Annotated in this window: 20 protein-coding genes; 5 read left to right on the top strand and 15 right to left on the bottom strand. The window is 62.0% G+C overall.

Going from position 1 to position 23,590, the window contains the following annotated elements; translation table 11 throughout:
• Positions 1–50: 50 nt before the first annotated feature.
• The 8 genes from RHP72_RS27460 to RHP72_RS27425 form a co-directional block, all read right to left on the bottom strand.
• Complete coding sequence (locus RHP72_RS27460) at positions 51–944, bottom strand: hypothetical protein (RefSeq protein WP_058038398.1); 894 nt, start codon at positions 942–944, stop codon at positions 51–53.
• A 46-nt stretch (positions 945–990) separates the two neighbouring features.
• Complete coding sequence (locus RHP72_RS27455; RefSeq protein WP_058038397.1) at positions 991–2,763, bottom strand: sulfite reductase subunit alpha; 1,773 nt, start codon at positions 2,761–2,763, stop codon at positions 991–993.
• 31 nt (positions 2,764–2,794) lie between these two features.
• Complete coding sequence (locus RHP72_RS27450; RefSeq protein ID WP_311094068.1) at positions 2,795–8,263, bottom strand: glutamate synthase-related protein; 5,469 nt, start codon at positions 8,261–8,263, stop codon at positions 2,795–2,797.
• 182 nt (positions 8,264–8,445) lie between these two features.
• Positions 8,446–9,489, bottom strand: a complete 1,044-nt coding sequence (locus RHP72_RS27445; RefSeq protein ID WP_003942919.1) for a ParB/Srx family N-terminal domain-containing protein — start codon at positions 9,487–9,489, stop codon at positions 8,446–8,448.
• A gap of 200 nt (positions 9,490–9,689) precedes the next feature.
• A complete protein-coding gene (locus tag RHP72_RS27440) occupies positions 9,690–10,550 on the bottom strand; it encodes a 3-hydroxyacyl-CoA dehydrogenase (protein ID WP_311094067.1) in 861 nt (286 codons plus the stop codon).
• 15 nt (positions 10,551–10,565) lie between these two features.
• Positions 10,566–11,180 (bottom strand): helix-turn-helix domain-containing protein, encoded by a 615-nt coding sequence (locus RHP72_RS27435; protein WP_311094066.1) that lies wholly within the window; start codon positions 11,178–11,180, stop codon positions 10,566–10,568.
• Positions 11,181–11,264: 84 nt separating this feature from the next.
• On the bottom strand, positions 11,265–11,861 hold the full coding sequence (locus RHP72_RS27430) for a hypothetical protein (protein ID WP_007730333.1): 597 nt from the start codon (positions 11,859–11,861) through the stop codon (positions 11,265–11,267).
• A 4-nt stretch (positions 11,862–11,865) separates the two neighbouring features.
• Positions 11,866–12,324 (bottom strand): hypothetical protein, encoded by a 459-nt coding sequence (locus RHP72_RS27425; protein ID WP_003942982.1) that lies wholly within the window; start codon positions 12,322–12,324, stop codon positions 11,866–11,868.
• A 101-nt stretch (positions 12,325–12,425) separates the two neighbouring features.
• On the opposite strand from RHP72_RS27425, the gene pip reads away from it, so the two are divergent.
• Positions 12,426–13,385, top strand: a complete 960-nt coding sequence (pip, locus tag RHP72_RS27420) for a prolyl aminopeptidase (protein WP_007730337.1) — start codon at positions 12,426–12,428, stop codon at positions 13,383–13,385.
• Here the strand turns inward: pip and RHP72_RS27415 are convergent.
• Complete coding sequence (locus RHP72_RS27415) at positions 13,373–13,975, bottom strand: TetR/AcrR family transcriptional regulator (protein ID WP_256938547.1); 603 nt, start codon at positions 13,973–13,975, stop codon at positions 13,373–13,375. The genes pip and RHP72_RS27415 overlap by 13 nt on opposite strands.
• A gap of 106 nt (positions 13,976–14,081) precedes the next feature.
• Between RHP72_RS27415 and RHP72_RS27410 the strand changes: the two genes are divergently transcribed.
• Complete coding sequence (locus RHP72_RS27410; RefSeq protein WP_311094064.1) at positions 14,082–15,161, top strand: alpha/beta fold hydrolase; 1,080 nt, start codon at positions 14,082–14,084, stop codon at positions 15,159–15,161.
• On the opposite strand, the gene RHP72_RS27405 is transcribed toward RHP72_RS27410, so the two are convergent.
• On the bottom strand, positions 15,132–16,253 hold the full coding sequence (locus RHP72_RS27405) for an endonuclease/exonuclease/phosphatase family protein (RefSeq protein ID WP_064075055.1): 1,122 nt from the start codon (positions 16,251–16,253) through the stop codon (positions 15,132–15,134). The genes RHP72_RS27410 and RHP72_RS27405 overlap by 30 nt on opposite strands.
• A 132-nt stretch (positions 16,254–16,385) precedes the next feature.
• Here RHP72_RS27405 and RHP72_RS27400 point away from each other — a divergent pair, with 132 nt between their 5' ends.
• Positions 16,386–17,678, top strand: coding sequence for an MFS transporter (locus RHP72_RS27400; RefSeq protein WP_311094063.1), 1,293 nt, complete (start codon positions 16,386–16,388; stop codon positions 17,676–17,678).
• Here RHP72_RS27400 and RHP72_RS27395 read toward each other — a convergent pair.
• On the bottom strand, positions 17,653–18,666 hold the full coding sequence (locus tag RHP72_RS27395) for an ABC transporter substrate-binding protein (protein ID WP_231917411.1): 1,014 nt from the start codon (positions 18,664–18,666) through the stop codon (positions 17,653–17,655). The genes RHP72_RS27400 and RHP72_RS27395 overlap by 26 nt on opposite strands.
• Before the next feature lie 88 nt (positions 18,667–18,754).
• Here RHP72_RS27395 and RHP72_RS27390 point away from each other — a divergent pair, with 88 nt between their 5' ends.
• Positions 18,755–19,582, top strand: coding sequence for a transglutaminase-like domain-containing protein (locus RHP72_RS27390; protein ID WP_311094061.1), 828 nt, complete (start codon positions 18,755–18,757; stop codon positions 19,580–19,582).
• A 12-nt stretch (positions 19,583–19,594) separates the two neighbouring features.
• Positions 19,595–20,389: a 2-phosphosulfolactate phosphatase gene (locus tag RHP72_RS27385; protein ID WP_054780763.1), complete on the top strand. Its 795-nt coding sequence runs from the start codon at positions 19,595–19,597 to the stop codon at positions 20,387–20,389.
• Here RHP72_RS27385 and RHP72_RS27380 read toward each other — a convergent pair.
• The 4 genes from RHP72_RS27380 to RHP72_RS27365 all read right to left on the bottom strand — a co-directional run bounded on the left by RHP72_RS27380 (position 20,344) and on the right by RHP72_RS27365 (position 23,544).
• Entirely contained in the window at positions 20,344–21,135 is a 792-nt protein-coding gene (locus RHP72_RS27380; protein ID WP_311094060.1) for an ABC transporter permease, read from the bottom strand. The genes RHP72_RS27385 and RHP72_RS27380 overlap by 46 nt on opposite strands.
• Entirely contained in the window at positions 21,132–22,073 is a 942-nt protein-coding gene (locus tag RHP72_RS27375) for a daunorubicin resistance protein DrrA family ABC transporter ATP-binding protein (protein WP_007730361.1), read from the bottom strand. Before RHP72_RS27375 ends, RHP72_RS27380 begins: the two co-directional genes overlap by 4 nt.
• A 14-nt stretch (positions 22,074–22,087) precedes the next feature.
• Positions 22,088–22,963, bottom strand: coding sequence for a DUF4097 family beta strand repeat-containing protein (locus RHP72_RS27370; protein WP_075834742.1), 876 nt, complete (start codon positions 22,961–22,963; stop codon positions 22,088–22,090).
• 65 nt (positions 22,964–23,028) lie between these two features.
• The gene (locus tag RHP72_RS27365) at positions 23,029–23,544 is read right to left on the bottom strand and encodes a toxin-antitoxin system HicB family antitoxin (RefSeq protein ID WP_007730367.1); all 516 of its coding nucleotides are present in this window, start codon (positions 23,542–23,544) and stop codon (positions 23,029–23,031) included.
• Between the last annotated feature and the right edge of the window lie 46 nt (positions 23,545–23,590).

Genomic DNA, 23,590 nt, shown 5'->3' with positions numbered 1-23,590 from the left:
TGGTTATCGCCGTACGCCGATTTCTTACACTCGCACAGCATCTGTCGGTGTCAGGATGCGGCCGAGATGGAACTCATGACGTCTTCCCACACGCCCATGACTGCGGGTTCGGTTGGACCCGTTTGGGTGAAGACTGCCACGCATTTGCGGCGGAAGTCGTACATCTCGATCGAGCTGGTCAGGCCGTGAACGCCGTGGGTGCGAGTCAGCCAGCACTCCGAGACACCATTCAGGTCGATCATCGTCCGGCAGGTGTCGGACGCCAAAGTCAGCGTCCCCCCGAACATGGCTGCGGCGTCGAGGTCACCACGGTGGATCTGCAGGCATCCGTTCCCGGCGACGACGGTCGTGACGGGAAGTTGGTGGTAGGACAGGTGCTCCATCCCGGCAGCCACGAGGTGAGGATCGACTCGCCGGTAACCGAGGGCGCCCAGAGCGACCAGGCCGCTACGACGTTCGCTGCCGCCGTCCGCGAGGATGAAGTCGAGCTGTGTCAGCTGATCGGCTTCGGCCCAGAATGCGGGCGTATTCGACGTCTGGATGGGAGGGCTTGTTTCCCTCGCAGTGCTCGGCGCAGTTCGCATCGCTTCGAAGGCGAGACGATCCGAGGCCGGGGTCAAATACGTGGTGTGTGAACTTGATCCGTGGATGTCGAAAATGCGGAGCGTCGGCGGTATGTGCTGCTCTGCTTCCGTGGTCACCACCGAGCCGAGGGAGGCAACGTTCAAACGCAGAGAGACGAGCCCGGGCGTGCAGACCAACGGATCTCCGGGAACTGTCGGAACGGAGTACTTGCCCGAGTCGTTGACAGCCACCGGGCCTGCGACGGTGATTGCTACGGTGTCGTCCAAGAGCGGCAACATTTCGCCGACTACGTCAGGTGCGGTGTCGATCAGTCCACCACGGAACCCCGGACGCGCAAGCAGTGCGTCCAGGTCCGACATGCGTGCCAAAGCTGCGCAACGACATTCGCCACGGTGCGGGCACATCTCAGTAGACATCCCTTAGGTACCGCTTCGATCGTTTGAGGTTGTTGACGTAATCCTCGGCGGCGTCCGCATCCAATCCGCCGTGCTCCGCGACCACGTCGTGCAATGCGTCGTCGACGTCCTTTGCCATCCGAGTGGCGTCGCCGCAGACGTACACGTGCGCACCGTTTTCGAGCCAGTCGAACAAGTCTCGGCCCTGCTCGCGCATACGAGTCTGGACGTAGATCTTCTCGGACTGATCGCGCGAGAAGGCCAGATCGAGGCGAGTCAGGACACCGTCACGGGTCAGCCCGTTCAACTCGTCCTCGTAGATGAAGTCGCTCGACTGATGCTGATCGCCGAAGAAGAGCCAATTCTGCCCCGACGCGTTGCGCGCGCGACGCTCGTGCAGGAAAGCGCGGAAGGGTGCGATACCGGTGCCGGGTCCGATCATCACGACGGGAGTAGTGTCATCGGCAGGTAGGCGGAACGAATTGTTCTTGGAGACAAAAACTCCGACCCGATCTCCCTCGCCGACGCGGTCCGCCAGGTACGTCGAGCAGACGCCGCCGCGGTCCCGCTCGCCCGAGCGGTAGCGCACACTCGCTACCGTCAGATGGACGGTGCCGTCGTGGGCCAGCGGGCTGGAGGAGATCGAATAGACCCGATGTTGCAGCGGACGAAGAAGTGTAAGCAGATCCTCGGGATTCAGGCGAATGCTGTTGTCCAACTGGAGGAGATCGAGAACGTCCTTGCCCCACAGCCACGCATCGAGCGCTTCCCGATCTTCCGTGTCGAGAATGTGCTGCAGTTCGGCGTCGCCGCTGCGTCGGGCGATGTCTTCGATCAAATCGCGCGAGGGAATGGAGATCTCGTAGTCGCTGGTCAACACCTGGTCCAACGGTGCGGACGAGCCGTCTTTCGCGGTAACCACGTAATCGCCGCTGACACCGAGCTGATGGATGATCGCCTCGACGAGGGCGGGGTCGTTGATCGGGCGGATGCCCAATCCATCTCCGGCCTCGTAGTCCAGACCGTCCTCGCCGAGCGCAAAGGTGAAGTGGCGGACTTCCTTGGCTGAGTCCTCGCCGGACAACAGCCGGTTGGCGAGGACGGTTGCAGGATAGGGGTTCTTGCGAGTCCACTGGGACTTGGTCTTCGTCTGAGCGGGCGCAACCGGCGAGGCAGCGGCCCCCGCATCACCGTCGACACCGGCCACCGCAGCGACGGCCCGAACGATCCACTCGGCCGCCGGATCCTCGTAGTCGACGTCGCAATCGGTGCGGTCGACAACCCGGGTCCCGCCGAGCGCTTCGAAGCGGGCGTCGATGTTCTTGCCCGACTGGCAGTAGCCGTCGTAGCTGGTGTCGCCGAGCGCGAGCACGCCGAAGTAGAGACCGTCCAATCTGGGTGCGCTCTCGGATTCGACTGCATCCCAGAACAGCTGCGCGTTGTCGGGCATCTCGCCCTCGCCGTAGGTGGAGGTGATGACGAGCACCCGGCGCATGGCGGAAAGTGCATTGATATCCACGGTGTCCAGACTCGCGACAAGTGGTTCGAGACCGTGGGCACGAGCAGCTGCGGCCGCGTCTTCGGCCACGGACTCCGCGTTGCCGGTCTGGCTTCCGTAGAGGATGTGCACTGCTGCGCCGGCAGTTCTCTCCACTGTCGCTGTTGCAGCACCGGTTTGACCGGGCATGAAAGTTCGTGAGTGTAGACCGGCCAGGAATCCGGAAAGCCACGCGCGTTGGTCGCCGTTGAACGGTGCGTATTCGGGGATGTACGGGATTTCCATTTTGAAGCTCACCTACGTTCGGGGGAGGAGGTCAGGACACCAGGTCGGGGATCGTGCGCGAAGCGAACAGTTCGTCGAAGTTCGGCAGTGATCCGAGCTTGTCCCGATTCTTGTTGTCTTGAAACAGAATCCACCCGTACGTCGCCGGGCTGTCCATGGCCAACACGTTGCGCAGGCTCAGCGCCTGTTTGTAGTCGTCGACGCGCTTGGCTGCAATCAACGCAGCCAACTGTTCGTCGTCGTAGCCGGCGAGAATCTCTTTCGAGTACTTGACCAAGTGCTGGACGAGGGCGAAGTCCTCGGTCAGCACCAGGTTTCGGGCCGCCTTCTGCACTGCTGGATCGTCGGGTCCGGACGCACCCGGCGTGCGGGCGGTGGCGAGTTGTTGCGCGAAGTGAAGCACGGTGTACTCACTGAGCAGCGCATACATCGTCGCCGTATCGGTCTCGCCGTAGGCAGGGACTGCTCCGTTCAGTGCAGGGCGCCCATCGCGCACTGCGAGTTTGAACGTGCGGACCTGACGTGCTGCGATGGCGGACGCCAATTCTTCGAGAAGCTCTTTGTGCGACTTCGCAGCCAGGATTGCATCGCTGTCCTGGTAAAGCATCAATGCCTTGGGCATGGCGTAGACGAACGAGTGCTGTTCGACTTCCCAGTTCTCGAGTAGTCGGGTTCCGAGCGCGGATCCCGTTGCTTCCACATGCAGTTCGAGCAGGAGTTGTACCGCGTGGTTGTGGACGGCGGCCAGAGGATCGGTCGCAGCGGTGATCGAACCCAGCAGTACGGAATCCGTACTTGCTCGCAGTGCCAGTTCGCCGCGAGGGTCGTACTGGTAGAAGAACCCGCCGCTCATGCCGTTGCCGACACCCTTGCCGAACTCGCCGAGATTCACGACAGCACCGTTAGTCATGTACTCGCCGGCGAAGTCTCCGACACCTTCTACGACAGCACTGGCGCCGGAGTTGCGAACTGCGAAGCGATCGCCTGCTTCACCTTCGACGAACACTCGTCCACCGGTGGCGCCGAAGAGCGCGAAGTTGCCGATCAACACGTTTCCACCGGCGTCACTGGAGCCGCCGCCTGGGCTGCGCACGGCAATCACGCCGCCGCTCATGCTCTTTCCTACGCCGTCGTTACATGTCCCGGTGTGTTCCAGGTGCATGCCGTCGTTGCAGAATGCGCCGAACGACAGGCCCGCAGATCCGGTCGTCAGGACGCGCACGCTGCCCGGCGCCAGGTAGCGACGCCCACGCTCGTCGGTCAGTACTCCCGGAGCGAGAAGGCCGGGCGCTCCGTAGTTGAGCTCGCGTTCGAGGTCGATCGCCAACTGACCACCGACGCTCTTGTTCCGGTTACCCAGGTGCAGTGCACCTTCGGCGAATTCAGGTCCGGACACGGCGACCGAGGCCTCGCCACGGTTGAAGAACACCGTACGAACCTCGTCCATGATCTTCTCGTCGAGCGCGTACTCACGTTCGAGGTACACAGGATTGTCGATGGTGATGTTCGGAGCGGACTCGAACATCGCGTCCAGCTTCAGATTGCCGACGATGGACGGGTGATCGAGCAGATGCAGGAGATCCGTTCGACCCCGCGCTTCCTGAAGGGATCGCATTCCCAGATTCGCGAGCAGTTCCCGAGTTTCGTGAGCGATGTTGAGAAGGTACTGCGCCATCGCGCGGGGATCGCCGTCGAACAGTTCCGGGTTGGTGGTCAGACCGGCGGGGCACTTGATGTTGCAGTTCTTGGCCATGACGCAGCCCATCATCATCAGCGCCGACGTACCGAACTCGAAGCTGTCTGCGCCGAGTAGGGCGGAAGTGATGATGTCGCTGCCGGTCTGATGCGCGCCCGAGCATCGCAGAACGACTTTCTGGCGAAGGCCGTTGGCACACAGAGCTTGATGGACCTCGGCGATACCGACCTCGGCCGCACGGCCCGCGTACTTGAGGCTGGTCACCGAAGCGGCGCCGGTGCCACCGGTATTTCCGGCGACGTTGATGACGTCGGCGCCGGCCTTGGCGACACCGACGGCGATGGTGCCGATTCCTTCCGAGGACACCAACTTCACGATCACCCGAATGCGAGCTGCCTTGCAGTCGTGGATGAGCTGAGCGAGGTCCTCGATGGAGTACGTGTCGTGGTGAGGCGGCGGCGAAACCAGTTCGACCCCGGGCGTTCCGCCGCGGGCGGCAGCGATGTCGACGGTGACCTTGGCGGCCGGAAGCTGCCCGCCCTCACCGGGTTTTGCGCCTTGGCCGAGTTTGATCTCGATCTCTTCGAGCATCGGATCGGCGAGGTAGCCCGCCCAGATTCCGAAGCGTCCGGATGCAAACTGCTTGATGCGCGATGCACGAATCGTGTCGTAGCGCGAAAGGTGTTCGCCGCCTTCGCCGCTGTTGGACATCGCACCGACCATGTTCGTGCCGTGCGCGACGGCTTCGTGCGCCGGAGCGTTCAGTGCGCCATGGCTCATGGCACCCGACGCCAACTTCGGGGTGATGTCGCTTGCACTCTGTACCTCGGAGAGAGGTACACCTGCCGGTGCGACCCTCAGCTTGGAAAGGAACTCTGCCGCAATACCGGTTGCATTCAGCACCAGATCCGGGTCGGTGGCCTCGATGGTGACGTCGTCGGCAAAGGCGACGGAAAGAGCATCGCCGAGTGCTACCACCCGAGCGGTGTCGTCGGCCAGTGGACCGTCCAGGCTAAGTGTGTACTGGCCGTCCGCGGCAGATTCACACCGGATTCCACGAATCACGATCGTCTTATTGCCGCGCACCGAGAATCGGCTGATCTGGTCGGTGAACTCGGCTGTCGTCACCGCAAATGTGACATCACCGGGCACGGAGATGACATCGCGCAACGCGGCGGGACGACGCGATCGTTCCGCAGCCATGACAGTGGAAAAGTCCCGGTACCCGGCGGTGATGTCGAAGTCGTCGATCTGCTCGGTGGTCAACCGGTCGAAGCTCGTCGCCCGGTATGCCCCGGCGTCGAGGCGGAAGGCGTCGTCGAGCCGTCCGAGCGGCAGTAGACGTAGAGCCTCGAATTGTTCTGTTCCGGAGGGACTGTCGAACGCGATCTTCTCCTCGGTGAGTTCGACGTACTTACGGACCGCGGTGGTACCGAACGAATGCCCTGCGCCGTCTGCACGCTCCTTGAACAGGCCGAGCAGTGGCAGATCCTTCTCGCCCCCGACTGCGCTCGCACGCTCGTGCCACTGCTTCGAGGTCACCGCGACGGTCTCGAAACCGACGCCACCCACCGGTGACTTCATGTTGGGGAACCACTGGCGCAGAACAGGGTCGGACGTATCGAGGAAGTTGGGTTCGAAAAATTCTCCGCCGATGTAGCTTTCGACGGTGCACAGACCGACGCGTCCCATCGTCTTCATCAGGGACTTCTCGGCGGCCTTCGCGAAGCGTCGGAACGCGGCATCCGGGTCGGCAGCGAACTTCTCCTCGGCTCGCAACTGAACGGACAAGGGGTAGACAGCGGAAGCACCGAATCCGAGCGCAGCGGCAACGTGGTGGGAGGACTCGATCTGGCCGCTCTCGACGATGAGAGAGACGCGCAATCGCAGGCCCGCGTCGATGAGACGCTGATTCAGTGCTCCGACGACCATGATCGCGGGAAGTGTTGCGCGCTCGTGAGATACGTGGCGGTCGGTCAGGACTGCGATTCCGCCCTGTTCGGCCGCGAAGGCGACAACAGCATCGCCGAGCGCGGTCATCGCGTCGACCATTGCCTGCGCGTCGCCCTCGGCGGGGTAGAGCATTTCGAAGCGGCGGTGCGGAGTGTGGTTCTGTTCGCGGATCTTGAGCATGTCCAGGTGCCCGAGGATCGGCGAGGCGATGACGATCTGCTTGCCCTGTCCGGGGGCCATCTTCGCACCCAATGCAACCCGGAGAGTCATACCGTCCGCTTCACGGATGCTGTCGAGCGGAGGGTTGGTTACCTGGGCGAATCGCTGCGAAAAGTAACGTGCCACGCCGCCTTCGCGGTCGCTGAATGCGTTGATGGCGTTGCCGTAACCCATGGCGGAGACCTTTTCGGCTCCGTGCGTGAGCATCGGATCCATCAGGAATTTGAAACTTTCCTGATCCAGGGAGTACGCCATGTAGCGCTGATGAACCTCGAAGGTGCCGTTGTAACGGGTCGGGGAGCTGACCTTCTCCGCTGGCACGGCGGGAATGTCTTCGATCAGGATTCGCGATTGCTCCAGCAACGACTGGTAATCGCGCTGAGCGGCAATCTTTTCCAGAGCTTCGCGGGCAGTGTAGGTATGGCGATCGCGATGATCGAAGTACAACATTCCGCCGGCCTCGACGCGGCCACGGTGAATCACCGTCTCGGGTGCGAACGCGATCTGTCCGGCTTCGGAGAACGCGCACACGTAGTCGTGCGTCTCGATCGTGCGTAGTGGACGCAGACCGAGGCGATCCAGGCGCGCACCGATGATGGTGCCGTCGCCGAACACCAGCGCTGCCGGTCCGTCGTTCTTCTCCTCGTACAGCGAGAAGTACTCGAACATCGCACGCACTGCGGGGGAGAGGGTGGTGTCGTTTTCCCAGGCAGGCGGCATCATCGAGACCACAGCCGTCACCAGGTCGACACTGTCCTCGATGACGCGTGCTTCCAGGGTCTGATCGAGTCGGCAACTGTCGGACTGGCCGGGCGGACGGACGATCGCACGTCGTTTTGCACTGGCGACAGCAGCTTCGGAGAGCCGATTCTTCTTGTCCGTGTTCAGTTCTCCGTTGTGAGCCATGAACCGGAACGGCTGCGCCATCGTGGGATGCGGGTCCGTGTTGGTCGAGAACCGCGTATGGAAGTACATCGTGTGCACGGCGTGATCGGGGTCGACCAGGTCGCGGAAGTACGGGATCACTTCGTCGGAGTTCAAGCGACCCTTGAGAACCTGAGTTCGCGCGCTGAGCGAGAGTGGGTACAACCCGCGCAGTGCAGGGGTGTTGTACGCGATGGCTTCGATGGCGAGCAGAGCTTCGTGCACGAGGCGATCGACAACCGCAGGCTCGGGACGCGGAGTGGGGACCTCGAAAATCCACTGCCTGACCGGAAGTTGATGCGCGATCGCGGCCGGCCGAATCGCCGAGTTGTCGACCGGGACGTCGCGCACTGCGAGAGTGGTGAAACCGCGATCGAGAAGTTCACGTTCGACCAGGGCGGCAGCGCGAGCGTGCTGGGCGTCGTCGTCCGGAAGGAAGAAGTTGCCGACGCAGAAGCGTCCGGCGCGAAGGTCGGAGCGCCCGGTTACCTTGCGGAAGAACCGGAGGGAGAGGTCCACCGAGACGCCGCCGCCGTCGCCGACGCCCTCGGAGGACATACCGCCGCGGTGCGGAACCGAGCAGAGCGCTTCGCGGCCCTTGATCAGGACATCGTGGGTCTGCACGCCGTCCTTGCGCGTGATGAACCCGACCCCGCAACTGCTCTTGTCATCTGCGGGGTCGTACAAACCGACGATGGACGTGCTCACTGCAGCAACCTTCTCCCTGTCCTGGTTGCCCGGAGATTGTTCGACCGGGCAGATACGACGGCATGTATTCCGTCAGGGCAGGGCGTCGCTGCTTCGATGAAGCGGCACCCGAATGGGTTCAGACTACTGAGTAGAGGCTTACCTTAGTCAAGTCTGCTTGGTGTGACTTGGATCTGAGCAGGTCAGAGGGTTGCTTTGTAGGCAAGTGCGTAGGCGATCTTGCCCGGCTTGTCGTCTGTGTACGGCTTGGACAGCTTTGCGAACTCGCCCTTGGACTCGGCTTTGCCGTCGTTCCAGGCCGACAGGACGCCAAGATCGGTGGCAGTGAATCCGCTGTCGACGACGGCATCGCCCGTCAACGCTGTCTGTGCTTTGGTCACCGACTTCACGGTGCCCAGGTAGCTGGAGAGATCATCGCGATTCCAGTTGGTGAGGTCGACGGGCGCGGTGTCGCGGACCCAGGCGCCCCAGTAGAACTCCTGGAACGGAATCGTGCCTGCGGCGAATCCGATGTCGCGGGAGAAGTACATCAAGCTGCGGTACTTGTCGTCGGCGAAGTTGGCCAGGCCGACGCTCTTCGGCAGAGCCTGGACCGGTACCTGGTTTCCGTCGACGTCACGCGACCAGACCCACTTGTTCTTCTCCATCTCGGTCCAGAAGGCACCTTCACTCAAGCCGCTGAGGTTGCCGAGAACCCGCAGTCTCACGTGAAGGTCGGGACCGCCGTCGGCCGTCTCGATGAAGGACGTGAGGGTGTGGTGACCGTCGGTCAGGTAGAGATCGCCGCGGGGACCGACGACCACGGTCTTCATGGGCGCGATGCTCTCCGCGGTTTCCTGACCCACCGGGAGCTGGCAGGTGAAGGACGACGGGTCCTTCAGTGTCGACGCCGCAGTAGCGGTCGCGGCCTGGATCTGGCCGTTCGCCTCACACCAGTCGTCGAACTTCTTGTTGATCGTGTCTTTTCCGAGCGTGTATCGCCCGAGCTTGTAGTACACCTCGTCGTAGCCGAGGGACGGTTGTGTCGCGTGAACGTCGCCGATGCGCACGTCCAGGAGATCACCTTCCTTGGCGCACAGGTACTCCGATCCGCCGGCGGAGCCTGAGAACGAACCGGTGGAGATTCCGCCACACGCGAGGGGAGCGGCGACAGCGGGAGTGCTGACCAATGTTCCGGCGCCGAGCAGTGCCAGTGTTGTGAGTGCCGAGATGGCGGAACGACGCATGTGGGGATCTCTCCTGATGATGGGTTCGCACGTGAAGAAGCTTGCGTCACAATCGCTCAGGGTGGTTTCGGACTTACTGACAACAGACGTCCGCGCGGTGGCTACCACGTGAATTCACGTCGTAACCACCGCGCGGTGAGCCGGTTGGTTGATCAGCCCTGCAGTTGATCAGCCCTGCAGTTGATCAGCGTTGCAGTTGATCAGCCCTTGTAGTTGTAGAAGCCCTCGCCGACAGCAACGCCGAGCTTGCCCTCGTCGATGTAGTTCTTCTTGATGTAGTCGGCGAATTCGCGCTGCTTCTCGCCGCCCTGGGAGGAGATGTTGTAGACGGTGGTCAACCCGACGACGTCCATGATCTGGAAGGGGCCGAACGGGGCTCCGGTGCCGATACGCCACGTCTTGTCGACCATGTCGGGATCGGCGATGCCGTCGATCAGCAGGTCGGAGGCCGCGTTGAGGAGCGGGACCAGGAGCGAGTTGAGTACGTAGCCCGCCTTCTCCTTCTTGAGTTCGATCGGCACCATGCCGATGTTCTTCGCGAACTCGACGACCTCGCGGTACACGGCGGGGTCGGTGGACTCGGTGCCCATGACCTCGGCAGTGTTGTTGACCCACACGTGATTTGCGAAGTGCAGTGCGAGGAACTTCTCGGGGCGGCCGGTGAACTCCTTGAGATCGCTCGGCAGCAGCGTCGAGGAGTTGGTAGCGAACACCGTGTGCTCAGGAGCAACCGTGGCAAGCTTCTCGTAGGTGTCGCGCTTGATGGCGATGTCCTCGGGAATTGCCTCGATGACCAGGTCGGCCTTGGCGACGGCTTCGCCTAGATCGTACGAGTACGTAATACGTTGCAGCGCTTCGTCAGCCTTGCCTTCCTTGGAACCCTCGACGTTCTCGGCCTTGTAGGCCGCGGCCAACGAGTCGAACCGAGCCTTGGCCTTTTCGATGACCTCGGCGTTGATGTCGTACGCGACGACGTCGAAGCCGTGATAGGCGGTCTGATAGGCGATCTGTGAGCCGAGAACTCCGGTACCCAGAACGGTGATCTGCTTCAGTTCAGTCATTTTCGATCCTCAATCCTATTCGGTGGGTAGTCCGGCAAGCGTCAATCGGACCTGTGCGGCAACGATGTTCGTGAGTTCGTCAGCCGTGATCCGGTCCAATGCCGCGCGGGCTATTTCGAAGTGCAGCACGTTGGAAATCGTTCGCGCTGCAGTGGTGGTTCGGGTGGTGTGGTGGGGGTGTGCCTCGCGCAAGATTTGCGCAATCCGCGTTTGCAGGCGCTGCGAGAGTTCCAGGCCTTCGGCCCGGAAACACTCGCTGGGCTCACCGAACAACACCTCGCGTTGGTAGATGCCGGTGTTCTCGTCGTTTCGGCGACTTGCGATCAGCAGGGGTGAAACCAGCTCGAGCACACGATCTTCTGTGCCGGTCGACTTGGCTTCACGCTCTTCTCCCAATTCGATCTGCTTGCGGTATTCCGCGTTGTACACCATGAGCAGCAACTCGGCTTTGCTTGCGGCGTAACGAAAGAGAGTGCCGCCGGCTACATCGGCGCGGTCGGCAATTTCTTGAGTTGTGACTGCGCTGTAGCCCTTTTCCGCGAACAGTTCGGCAGCGGCGTCGAAGATGCGTGTCTGCTTCTCGAGTTTGTTGCGTTCGCGACGGCCCAGCTCTTGGTCCGGCTTCGTCATCCCGCTCACCTCGTTCCATTTCGGATCACGCTCATAAATGAGTCTACTCCGAAATATCGGGAGGGTGGAGTCTCCTCCGTCACATCACCGCAGTCCGCTGACCCAACCGGCGAACACGTCTGAGAACACGTCCGCTTCGCACGCATGCGCCGATTCGGGATAGGCGCACTCTGGGTATCCGGCGACGACGGCGGCAAGTTCGACGTTGCAACACTGCGCCAAGAGGCCACGCAGGAGATCCGCAACCGACCAACCCGCGACGGATACCGCAGGGATTCCCTCTTCCTCGTACACCTTCACCAGATCGGCGTGCCTCCAGGACAATTCCTCGGCCACCAGTGCATCAGGGTTGAAAGACATGGCGCGGTCGAGTGATCCGCGCAGAAGTGAGTGCGGATCGTCCTCGCCGCGAAGCCTGGTCGCGAGGTCCGCCGGCGCCTTCTGCATGACGAACATCCAAGGTTTGCCGTCGGGAAAGACTCCACCGAAGCCTGCCACGTTGAACGGTAGGTGGCTACTGAGAAAATCGGTCTCCACGTCGACGTGTTGATCGTCGCCCAGATGAATGAAGTGGCCGGAGGCAATCTCCTCGCCCATTGCCGGCTCAGCCCATGTGTTGTTCCACAGATCGGTCATCCGACTGCCTTCGGGAAAATCGAGAACCTCGAAGAGAAAACCCATGTCTCTACAACTCCCCGTCGAAGTGGGTGGTTACTCCACCGGTCAGTCGAGAAACCGTCTGCGCCGAGGTCGCGAGGACGACTCGGCTTGTCTCGAAGGTCATCTCGTCGCGTTCGGTGTCCTCCGATTCGGGATCTTCGGCGAGTGAGAAGTCGAGTTCCACCTCTCGATCGGTGCTGGAACAGACCGAGATCATCAGCCCGAGTCGTTCGTCGGTGAACGCCGGAAGCGATTTCTCGGGATGGAAGTCTGCGGCCGCGTGAAAGAAGAACGCCGCCAGCCGTTCGACGAATCCGTCGTCCGTATGTCGGCTGAGATACTGATTGAAGCGGTCGGGGCTGAGCAGCCCGACGTCGAAAACGAGTGTGGGTACGTCGGATTCGAAGACAGTGGCGGGAACCGCATGACTGCGAAGGAAGACTGCGGCGCCGCCGTATCCCGGCAACCTGAACCCATCACGCATCTGGTGTACTCCCGTCGCAGTGGTGTCCTGTCCACGCTAGGCCATTGCTCGGCCGCGTGCTGCCTACTCGAGTAGGCAGCTTGATGGAAGAATCACCGCCTATGACTGCTGTCCTGTACCCGCCCGTCGAACCGTACGAGTCCGGTCTGTTGGAAGTGGCGGATGGTCAGAGTCTGTACTGGGAGACAGTCGGCAATCCGGCGGGCATTCCGGTTCTCTACCTCCACGGCGGTCCTGGTTCGGGATGCACTGTCGGCGCCAGGCGTTTCTTCGATCCCGAAGTCTTTCGCGCAGTTCTGTTCGATCAGCGAGGCTGTGGGCGCAGTCTTCCGCTAGCGAGCAGTCCGGACGTCGATCTGACCGTGAACACCACGGCGCACATTGTGGAAGACATCGAGCGTCTTCGTGAGCATCTCGGTATCGAGCGATGGATCGTGACGGGACTTTCCTGGGGCGTGAGTTTGGGTCTGGTGTACGCGCAGGCGTTTCCCGCGCGGGTGCAAGCGATGGCCCTGGGCGCGATCACCGGCGGGACGAGGGTCGAAATCGAGTGGATCACCCGTGCCATGGGCCGGGTATTTCCGCGTGAATGGGAAGAGTTCGTGGCGCCGTTGCCGGTGGACGAGCGTGACGGAAACCTCCCCGCGGCGTACGCGCGACTGCTTGCCGATCCGGATCCTGTTGTGCGCGAGAATGCCGCGTTGCAGTGGTGCCGTTGGGAAGACGTGCACGTGTCGCTGATGCCGGGGTGGACTCCGAGTGTTCGATACCAGAATCCGGACTTCCGCCGGGTGATGACCAGGCTGGTTACGCATTACTGGGGTAACGACTGCTTCCTGGCGCCGAATCAGATATTGGACGGAATGGACCGTCTCGCTGAGATTCCCGCGATTCTCGTGCACGGACGGTATGACATTTCCGGGCCACTCGACACTGCCTGGGCGATCCACCGGCGTTGGCCGGGTAGTGAGTTGGTGGTACTCGACGGCGCCGGGCATGGCGGCAGCGGATTCAACGAGGCAATCGTGGAAGCGCTGAATTCACTGGCTCATTCGGCCTGATCGAGTGCCCCGGCGCGGGCCGCAGCGAGCGCACCGGCAGCAGCACGATCGGCAACCGACTGGTCGACGGGTAGATCGGCGACCAGCAGGCGATAGTAGATGGGTGCGGCGACGGCCGCCAGAAGATCAGCGGCCGAGACCTTCTCGGAGATCTCCCCGCGCTCGACTGCTCGGCGAACGACGATGTCTGCCAGTTCGTAACGTGCGGAATAGAACTCGCGCTTGAGTCTCGCGACCTCGGGCGTGCGGACCGCGTCGGAGAACAGTGCAGCCACCAACGCGCCGCCTGACTCGCTGGTCACCAGTGCGACTATCGATCTGGCCATCTCGCGCAGGTCGGATTCGATGGAACCGGTATCCGGGATGGGGACGGTGGTTGCCGATACCTCGATCGCCGCGTCGGCCACCAACTGGGACAGCGTGCTCCACCGCCGGTAGATCGTGGTCTTGTGGACTCCGGAGCGGGCGGCTATGTCCTCGATAGTCATCGCCGCGAATCCGCGTTCGGACAATTCGGCCGCCGTGGCTGCCATGACGGCCTCGCGCACCCTGGCACTACGCCCTCCGGGCCGTTGTGGTGTCGAAGTCATGAGCCAACCTTATCGCAACAAGGTGTTGTGTTAGCTGGAGGCACGTGGTTCACTGAGCTAATGCAACTGATCGTTGCATTAGAGATAAATTGAGGGGTGTTTTCCCATGTCATACGAATTTCCTGTCGATCACCGAGGCCTCTTCGAAGAGCGCACAGGACAGTTTCTGAGCTTCGGGCTCCCCGTCTCGGATCTCGAGGAACTGCGCGCGTCCATCCACTCGACCTGGGCCGACGCGCCGGGTGGTTGGTCGTACGAGTGGTCGGCGTTGGCAGCAAAGTACTCCGCGGCCGGCAATCATTCACTCGCGGCGATGATCTACGGAATCGCCAAGTTCCCCGTCCTGGCCAACGATTCGCGGCGCCGGGCCCTGCAGAATCAGGTGGACGAATACGTCAAGGCAGCACCGGGATTCGGGCTCGAGTTCGAGCGTCGAATCCTGTCCCTGCCCTACCGAAACGGCGAGATCGAGCTACCGGTACACATTCTCTCCGTGGACGGAAGGTACGAGGATGCACCCGCCCTGTTGCTCAGCGGCGGCGTCGACGGCTGGAAGATGGACATGCATCCGTTGGTCAGTGCGTTCGCGAAGAACGCCGGAGTGACTGTTGTTGCCTTCGACCAGCCGGGAACTGGTGAATCACCGGTTCCTCTCGACGCTTTCGGTGACGAGGTGATCGACGGACTGGTGGCGACGGCTCGCGCCCTCGGCAATGGCCAGGTGGCACACCTGGGAGTCTCCTTCGGTGGCAACTTCGCCGTGCGGTCGGGGTTGACCGGCGCCGTCGATGCGGTGATCAACATCGGCGCCCCGGTCAAGGGCGCGTTCGAGACCGCGAACGCGGAGCGCCTGGTCTACGGCATGGGTGACATCGTCGGAAACGCACTGGGTTTCGATGCGCCGGCAACCAAAGATGCACTGGTACAAGGTCTCCGTGCTTTCGATCGCAGTGCCTTGATGACCGCAGACGACGGCCGGACCCCGATGCTTGTGGTCAACGGGGCCGACGACGTTCACATTCCGCTCTCGGACACCACTCTCTTCGAGGAGCGCCCGAACACTCAGGTACACGTCATCCCGGATGCGGGGCACTGCGCAGTGACCAAGCTGCCCGAGTTGACGCCGATGATGATCGACTGGCTACGAGATGCCCTGTCAGGAACCGCTCCACGAACCGGTCGATGATCCGCCGCCGAAGCTGGCAAAACGATACGTCGCAAGAACGGCTTTGTGATCGGTCGGCCACGGCGTCGGCGAAGCGATGAAGTTGTCCTGGGAGTTCTCTTCCACTCTTTGGTTGTGCACGATCGTCTTTCGGGGTCCGATGATTCCTACAGATCCCAACTTCAGGTCGGAAGCGCGATCGGCGAAGATGTAGTCGATCCGATCGCGTTCGTCTGCCTCGGGTGCCCAGGTGAGCTGTGAGGTGTCGACGTCGGGATTGTCGGACGGCCAGGTGAAGCCCGGGTGTGTGGCCGGGTTCGGGTACTTACTGCGGTAAGCGTCGACGAATCCGGCTTGGTCGAGCAGGCGGGTGGATTCCCAAGGAACGACTACACCGTTGTGGTCGAACAGATTTCGCGTGCCGTCGGTCCAATCCAGGGCCGATGGTTCGTTGAAATCGCCACCGAGGATGACGGATCTGCCCTTGGCCCGTTCTTTTGCCGCATCGTCGACGAACGTCGAAATTGCCTTGGGTCGTCCCGAATTGATGTTCACGCGCTGAACCGTCTCGGGGTCCGTGACCGGACCGGACGGCATCTTGTTCCAGCCGAACTCGGAGAACTCTCCGGGTTTGGGAACACCCGCGCCGTATCCGCGCGGTAGATACGTCGCGTAGGACGTGTAGGCCAGATGTGCCGAGTAGGCGGCGATTTGTTTGCCGTCGACCGTCACGACTGCCTTGATCATCGAGTTCAGGTCGGCTGTTTCCTCGATCGGAAACTTGGAGAGAATCCCCACGTCGGAGGACGCTGCTCCGTAGAAGGTGGTTCCTGATTTGGTCAGCATGTCCGCCAATGCAGTTGTCGCAGTGCCGGCTTCCGACAGGAGAACTATCGACGCCTGTGTCGAGATGATCATGTCGGCGATCAGCTGCAGGCCACCGTTGATCTTGGTTCCGCCGTGCCAGGTGTTGAGGGAGAGCACTTTGATCTCCTGCGCGGGGCTCGCCCCCGCGACGGAGGTATTGGCACCCAATGTAAATGCGCTCGCGGTGACTGTGCCCGCGGCTACCGCCATCGCCTTGACCATCTGGCGGCGCGTCAATCCATTCATCAAATCCCGGCTCTCGTTGTCGTGTGCTCGAACCCCCGGAAGATGATTACCATCGCTACCTAAACGGACAGTTAACCAATTGTAAAATGGCAGATTTCCACAGAACGCCGTGCGGGCAATAGTCTTCTGATCGTGGTACTCAGTGAGCGTTTCCCCGGTAACAAGACCTTCGCGAAGGTTCGTGTCCTGCCGCCGGTGGTGAAGCTGCTCCTCCTCTCGATGGTGCTCTTCAACATCGGGTTCTATCTGGTTGTCCCCTTTCTGGCGGTGCACCTTTCGGAGGACCTCGGATTTGCGGCCTGGATTGTCGGCCTCGTCCTCGGATTGCGGATGTTCAGTCAGCAGGGCATGTTCTTCATCGGTGGAAGCCTCGCCGACAGGTTCGGCAAGCGTCCGATCATCCTGCTGGGCATAGCCGTTCGTGTAGTCGGTTTTCTGATGCTCGGTCTGGCAGAAAGCATGAGCGCCGTGATCGTCGGCGTGCTCCTGGTCGGCTTTGCTGCCGCGCTCTTCGCGCCCGCAGTGGAGTCGGCCAACGCGGAGTACGGACGCGAACTCGAGTCCGCCGGAGTTATGCGTCGTACCGATTTGTTTGCAGTGGAACAGATGTGCAGCCGCCTGGGAACCGTGATCGGTCCGGCGCTGGGAGCTGCTCTCCTGATGTTTCCGTTCTCGTGGACGGCGTCGAGCGCCGCGTTGCTCTTCGCGATCATGTGGGTCGGGTTCTTCATCTGGTTCCCCCGACCGGGCGATGCCCACGACGGCCCGGTGTCGACCTATACGCTGCGCGACGTCTGCCGAAGTGTCCTGACCAACAACAACTTTCTGCTCTTCGCGACGCTCTGCAGTTTTCAGCTGGTTGCGTACAGCCAGCTGTACCTGATGCTTCCGGAACAGCTCGAGCGCGGAATCGGTTCGCAGTCGGCGCTGGGATGGTTCTACGTGGGCGCGGCGGTGTTGGTGATCGTCGGGCAGGGACCGACGGTCGCGGTTGCCCACCGCATCGGGCATCGGCGCGCGATCACCTTCGGGCTTGTGCTCATTTCGGTGTCGTTCCTGGTTCCGCTGGTCACCGGCGTCGACTCCGCAGCTTCGGCGTCGACGCAGATAGTCGGTCTGGCGGTGTGGATCGGGCTGCTGCACCTGGGACAGATGTTGATGGTGCCGCCGATGCGAGACACCATCGCGATCCTCGGTCGTGAAAGCAACCTCGGAGCGCACTTCGGCATGCTCAACACGATCGGCGGTCTGCTCGCGCTCCTGGGAACCGTGGGAGTCGGATTCGTGTACGACCTCGTCGACAACGGCCACGCAGCGCCGGCGTCACCATGGGTGATCGTTGCGCTCTGCGTGGCCGTGTCGGCTGTGGTGTTGTGGGTGTGGTCAGGCCGAACGAAAGTTATCGACCAGCGATCGTCTGATTGATCTTTGCGACGAAATCTTCCAGCACAAACGGAATGGTGAGTGGGTTCGGCATGGACACCGCGTCACTGACGATGGGGTCCAAGCTGATCAGGCCTCCGGTCTCGACCACGTTCAGATTGGTGAACGCCGGCTGCGACTCCATCTCGGCGCGAGCCTTCTCGTAGTTGTCGAAGAGCAGGTAGTCGCACTCGAGGAGGTCGTAGTTCTCGGCGGAGATCTCGTAGTTCAGCTTGCCCGCGAACCGATCCTTCAGTGCGGCAGGCGCCGTGAATCCCAATTGCGTGAGCAGCTGAGCCCGCGCTGCCTCGGGGCTGAACGCTCGCAGATTTCCGTCGCTCCAGCGAATGACGAGAGCTGCTGTCTTGCCTTCGAACTGGGGGTTCTCCGCGCGGGTGCGAACGATGAGGTCTTCGACTTCCTGGACCTCCTTCTTTGCCTGCGCGGGAACGCCCACAGCCGTACCGATGCGGGTCGTGACTTCCTGCCAGGGCAGAACCCAATCCGTCTGATCGGCGGCGTGCAGCACCGTCGGCGCGATGGCGCTGAGCTGCTTGTACAGATCCTCGTCGATCGCGTTGTTGACGGCGATGATCAGGTCAGGCGCTGCAGCCACGATCGTTTCGATGTCGAAATCGGTGGTGGCGTTGGCCAATGGCGTCGGCTCGGCGCCCTGGACTGCGGAGTCGGCCCAGACGCCGATTCCGTCGTCGGTCGATCCCTTCCACACCGGGACCAGGACGGGCGTCAGCCCGAGGGAAAGCAAAACGTCCGCGTCGCCGATACCGACCGCTGCGATGCGGCTGGGTGCCTGCTCGATGGTGGTGGAGCCGAACTTGTGGTCGATCGTCACCGGGAAGGCGTTGACCTCGGCGTGAGCACCTTCGGTGCCGGGAGTGGATTCGTCTTTCGCACTGTCGCCGCAGGCAGCAAGGGCGAAACCGGCTGCTGTTGCGAAGGTGACGGACAGCATGGCACGGCGGCTCAACATAGGGTTCACGGCAACCTCGGGTTTCATGGTTATGGGACCCTAACCATAGTGGAGTTGCTGTGTCGGCAGTGTTTGTTAACCTCCGCCCATGACGGCGGTTCTCGACTACACATCAGCAGGACCGTTCACCCGCATCGACGGGGTGGACATGCTCGCCCTCGAGTCGCTCCCCACCGACCCCATGCAAATATGCCGGGTAGTGCCGTACCTGGTGGTCCAACCCACCGATGCACGGTCGCTGAATCTGCCCACCGACCGATTCGACGAAAACCAGATCCGGCCGGCAAGCGTTCTGCTTCAACGCCTGCTTGCGCTCGATCCGGCACCGGTGACCTCCGCCCGAGAACCCGACAAGCGGCTCGTCGGAACCTGTCGGCACTTTGCTGTTTTGAGTTGTGCGTTTCTGCGCTATCGCGGAATTGCCCCTCGCGTCCGCTGTGGTTTTGCCACCTACTTTCAACCGGGACAGGGCGTGGGCCACTGGATCACCGAGTACTGGGACGACGCCGGCAAGCGGTGGATCCGCATCGATTCGGAGATCCTCGGACAAAACGTCCTTCCTCACGCCCATAACCTGCAGCCGGGAGAATTCCTCAGTGGTGGTGAGGCGTGGCTGGCGTATCGACGCGGCGTGATCGACGGGTCCCAGTTCGGGGTGTACGGCACCGAGAACTGGGGGCCGGCCGAGATCCGCGGCAACGCAGTGAAGGATCTTGCCGCGATGAACAAGGTCGAAACTCTGCCGTGGGACGAGTGGGGTCGTATGACGGACGCCTACGACGGAAAGACAGGCGCCGACTACGACCTACTGTTGGACGATGTCGCCGCGGTGTGCGCCGCCGACGATCCCGTTGCCGTGCGAGCACTGTACGAGCACGATGACTTGCGCGTGCCGGACAAGCTGATTCGTTTCTGAGATGCTGGTGCGATGAATCCGGAGCATCGCCAACTCGATTACGGACTTCGATTCGACTGGGGGTTGCGCGGCGCCGAAGCGATTGCTGCCGGCGTCGATGTGGCAGTGGTGGTAGACGTTCTCTCGTTCACGACGACGCTGAGCGTTGCCGCCGACGCGGGAATCGACGTACTTCCCTTTTCCTGGAATGACGAGAGTGCGGTCGACTACGCGCGTGATGCCGATGCGGTTCTGGCTGTACGGCGAAGTGTGGCCAGAGAGGGTCAGATCAGTCTGTCTCCCAAGACGATTCGCGAGACCGAGGCGCCAAGTCGGCTGGTGCTGCCGTCTCCGAACGGGTCGACTATCGCGTTTGCGTTGGCGTCCGAGGTTGCGGTGTGTGTCGGCGCTTCCTTGAGGAACGCTTATGCCGTCGCGGATTGGATTGTGCACGAACATGGTCCGGGATCGCGGGTTGCGATAGTCGCATCCGGGGAGAAGTGGCCCGGTGGAGAGTTGCGCCCGGCGGTGGAGGATCTGTGGGGTGCCGGTGCGGTTGTCACGGCGCTGACCGCTGCTGGTTGGGACGGCCACGTATCGCCCGAGGCTCGGATGGCGGCGGATGCGTGGGCGGCGGTGGCGGATTCGTACGAGGACCGCCTGCGGGACTGTGCCTCAGGACGTGAGTTGATCGCCATGGGGTTTCCACACGACGTCGCCATCGCCTCGGAACTCGACGACAGCGACACCGTACCTGTTCTCGAAGATCGTGTGTTTCGAGGTCAGCGCACCGGGCGTCGGTTGAACAAACTCCGTGCCCAGAGGTAGGAGAGGAAGGTGATTGCGACGCACCATCCGATCGCGAGTATCGCGTTGTTTCCGATGGCTTCGCCGAGAAGAAGTCCTCGAAGAGTCTCGATGATCGGAGTGAACGGCTGATACTCGGCGAACCATCGCAACACAGTCGGCATCGAGTCGGTGGGGACAAAGCCGCTTCCCAGGAACGGCAAGAGGATCAACACCATTGGAAGGTTGCTGGCCGTCTCGACACTCTTGCTGACCAGGCCGAAGGCGACCGACATCCAGATCATGGCGATGGAGACCAGGACGAGGAGTGCAAACGTCGCGGCCCACTCCACGAAGCCTGCAGTGGGCCGGAAGCCGACGGCTATCGCTACGGCGATGACGACAACGAGGCTCACGATCGTCTGAAGGAGGCTGCCGAGAACTTGACCGGTCAGGACGGACGTGCGCGTGATCGCCATCGTTCGGAATCGTGCAATGATCCCGGCGGTCATATCGGTTGCGACGGAGATGGCAGTACCTTGTGCCGCTGATGCCACGGTCATCAGAATAATCGCCGGTGCAACGTAATTGACATACTCGGCTCGGCCGCCACCGCCGGGGCCGAGGCCGTTCCCGAGCGTTCCGCCGAGCACGTAGACGAACAGCAGTAGGAAAACGACTGGCATTCCGACGAGCATCACCGTCATCGACGGATATCGAAGGATGTGTCGAATGCTGCGACGCAGCATGGTTTTCGAGTCCTGATAGGCAAGCGTCATGGTGGTCATCGCGCGTCGGTCCTTTCGGTGGCGGTCAGAGTCAGGAACACGTCGTCCAGGTCGGGTGTGTGCACGGAGAGTTCCTTGACGTCGATCGAGTGAGCGTCGAGTTGGTCGAGAAGAGAGCGCAGCGAGCGGACACCCCCGTCGCTGGGGACCTGGAGGACATAGGCGGCATCGTCACGTGATGATTCGTCGAAAACAGCTGCAGCAGAATCGAGCTGATCTCGGTCGAAGAAGTGAAGACGAATGTGGCCGCCGGGGATGTGCCGTTTGAGTTCCGCTGCCGTACCTTGGGCGACGATCCGTCCCTGATCGAGGACGGCGATGTGGTCGGCCAGTTGATCAGCTTCCTCGAGGTACTGGGTCGTGAGGAAGATGGTGACACCGCCCTCGACCAACTCCCGGATGATCTGCCACATGGTGCGTCGGCTCCGGGGGTCGAGGCCGGTGGTGGGCTCGTCCAGGAAGATGATCTCCGGTCGTCCGATCAACGTCATTGCCAGGTCGAGCCGTCGACGCATGCCGCCCGAGTAGGTCGACGCCAGCTTGTCCGCGGAGTCGATCAGATCGAACTTCTTCAGGAGTTCTTCAGTGCGCGTTCGACGTTCGTCCTTGCCGAGATGGTGCAGGTCGGCCATGAGGAGAAGGTTTTCCTCACCGGACAGATAGTCGTCGACTGCTGAGAACTGCCCGGTGACGCCGATGCGCGAACGCACCGCGTCGGGATCGTCGGAAGGGTTGTACCCGGCGATGCGGATGTTGCCGCCGTCTGCCGGAACGAGGGTCGAGAGAATTTCCACGATGGTGGTCTTGCCGGCGCCGTTGGGGCCGAGGAGCGCAAAGACGGTTCCGCGGTCGACGGAGATGTCGATTCCGTCCAGTACCGTCTTGTCGTCGTAGGCCTTCTTCAGGCCCGTCGCGGTGATGGCTGGTTTACGGGACATCAGCGTTCCTTTCGCTAGATCTTCTTGTTGGATTCTTCTCGGGGCTCCGAACGTCGAATGACGATGTCGCCGTAACTGGTGTGTGCCCGGACGTCTACCCGGCGTTCAGTGGAAGCCGGACCGTGCGTGGCATTCATCTGGTTGTCGACGCGGCCGAAGGACGTATGAGCGTCGAATCGTGCGGCGGTTCCGGATCGAACGCCGATATGGATTCGCCCGGCGGCCGTCTTGGCGGATACGACTCCACTCTCGATGGTCTCGAAACGGATGTCGCCGTTGGCGGTTGCGGCGCTCGCGTCGGATTCGGCGTGCTCGACGGCGACACTGCCGTTGGCGGTCTTCGCCTTCAGTGCGCCGGTGATCGTGCCGATGTTGATGTCGCCGTTGGAGTTCTTGACCTCCGCGTTGCCGTCGACGCGGCCGATGCGGATGCTTCCGGACCCGGTGCTCGTGTCGATGTCACCGGCCACGTGCTCGACGATGATCGCGCCGGCCCCGGTGCTGACGTTGAGCGGCCCGGTGGTTTCCAGTGTGCAATCGCCCGCGGAAACCTTCACCCGTGATCGTCCGAGAGTGCCTTCGCTACGGAGGTTGGCAACTGCGGCAGTGCCTTCGAGTTCCGAGCCGGAGGGAAGCTGAACGGAGATGTCCACAGATCCTGTCTTCCCGAAGATGCCGAGGCCGCGCTGTTTCGGAGTCTTGATCTGCAGCCGGCCACCTGCGAATTCGACGCGCGTTTGTTCGGCGACTCGAACGTCGACCTCGCGAGACGAGTTGCTGGGCAACACTTCCACGACAGTGTCGTTGCGGCTGCTCGCCGTGATCCGGATTTGTGCGACTGCCACGTCGAAGTTCAAGGTGATGGGGTCAGGTGTGCTGAATGTAGGCATGGTGATACTCCCGATGAGGTTGTCTCGGTTGATGAAAGAGGGTGGTGCGAAAGATGAAGCCGGTGTCAGTGCACCCAGCCGCTGAAGCTTTCGGAACCTTGGGACGTGCGCTGTCTCGGAGTGCTTCTGTTCGCGCCGCCTTCCAGAGCCGTTGCAGCCGAGCGAACCAGCCACGCGTTGACGGAGATACCGGCTTCCCGGGCCGCCGCCTCGATCCGGTCTTTGAGGTCTTGCCCCAGCCGCAAGTTGATTCGAGTCATCGAGGCGTCGTCGGACTCCGTGACGGGGCGCGGTGCCGGAGTCGGGTCCTCTTCGACGGGGGCTGGAACCGGTTCACTGATGGCTGGTGCCACCACGAATTCGGGTTCGCGTCCCCGCAGGCGCAGGTCCACCGAACCCGGGGCGAGGTCACGCGTGATCTCGGCGGCTGCCGCAGACAATGCGTCGAGAAGGGTGAGTCGCACTGCTGATTCCAGCGGTGCGGTCAAACGATCGGCGAGTGCCTTTGCGTCTTCTCCGCCTGCTTCGGCCGCCACCGCGAGTTCGTGGCGAAGGTTGTCTACGTACGGTGTCAAGTCCATGGCATCACTATGGCACCACTTTGGTGCCACCGCAATAGTTTGGTGG

The sequence above is a fragment of the Rhodococcus sp. SG20037 genome (assembly GCF_031763325.1).
GTDB lineage: Bacteria > Actinomycetota > Actinomycetes > Mycobacteriales > Mycobacteriaceae > Rhodococcus_F > Rhodococcus_F qingshengii.
Note: the sequence above shows the minus strand (reverse complement) of the source record. Positions and strands in the feature narration are given on the sequence as shown.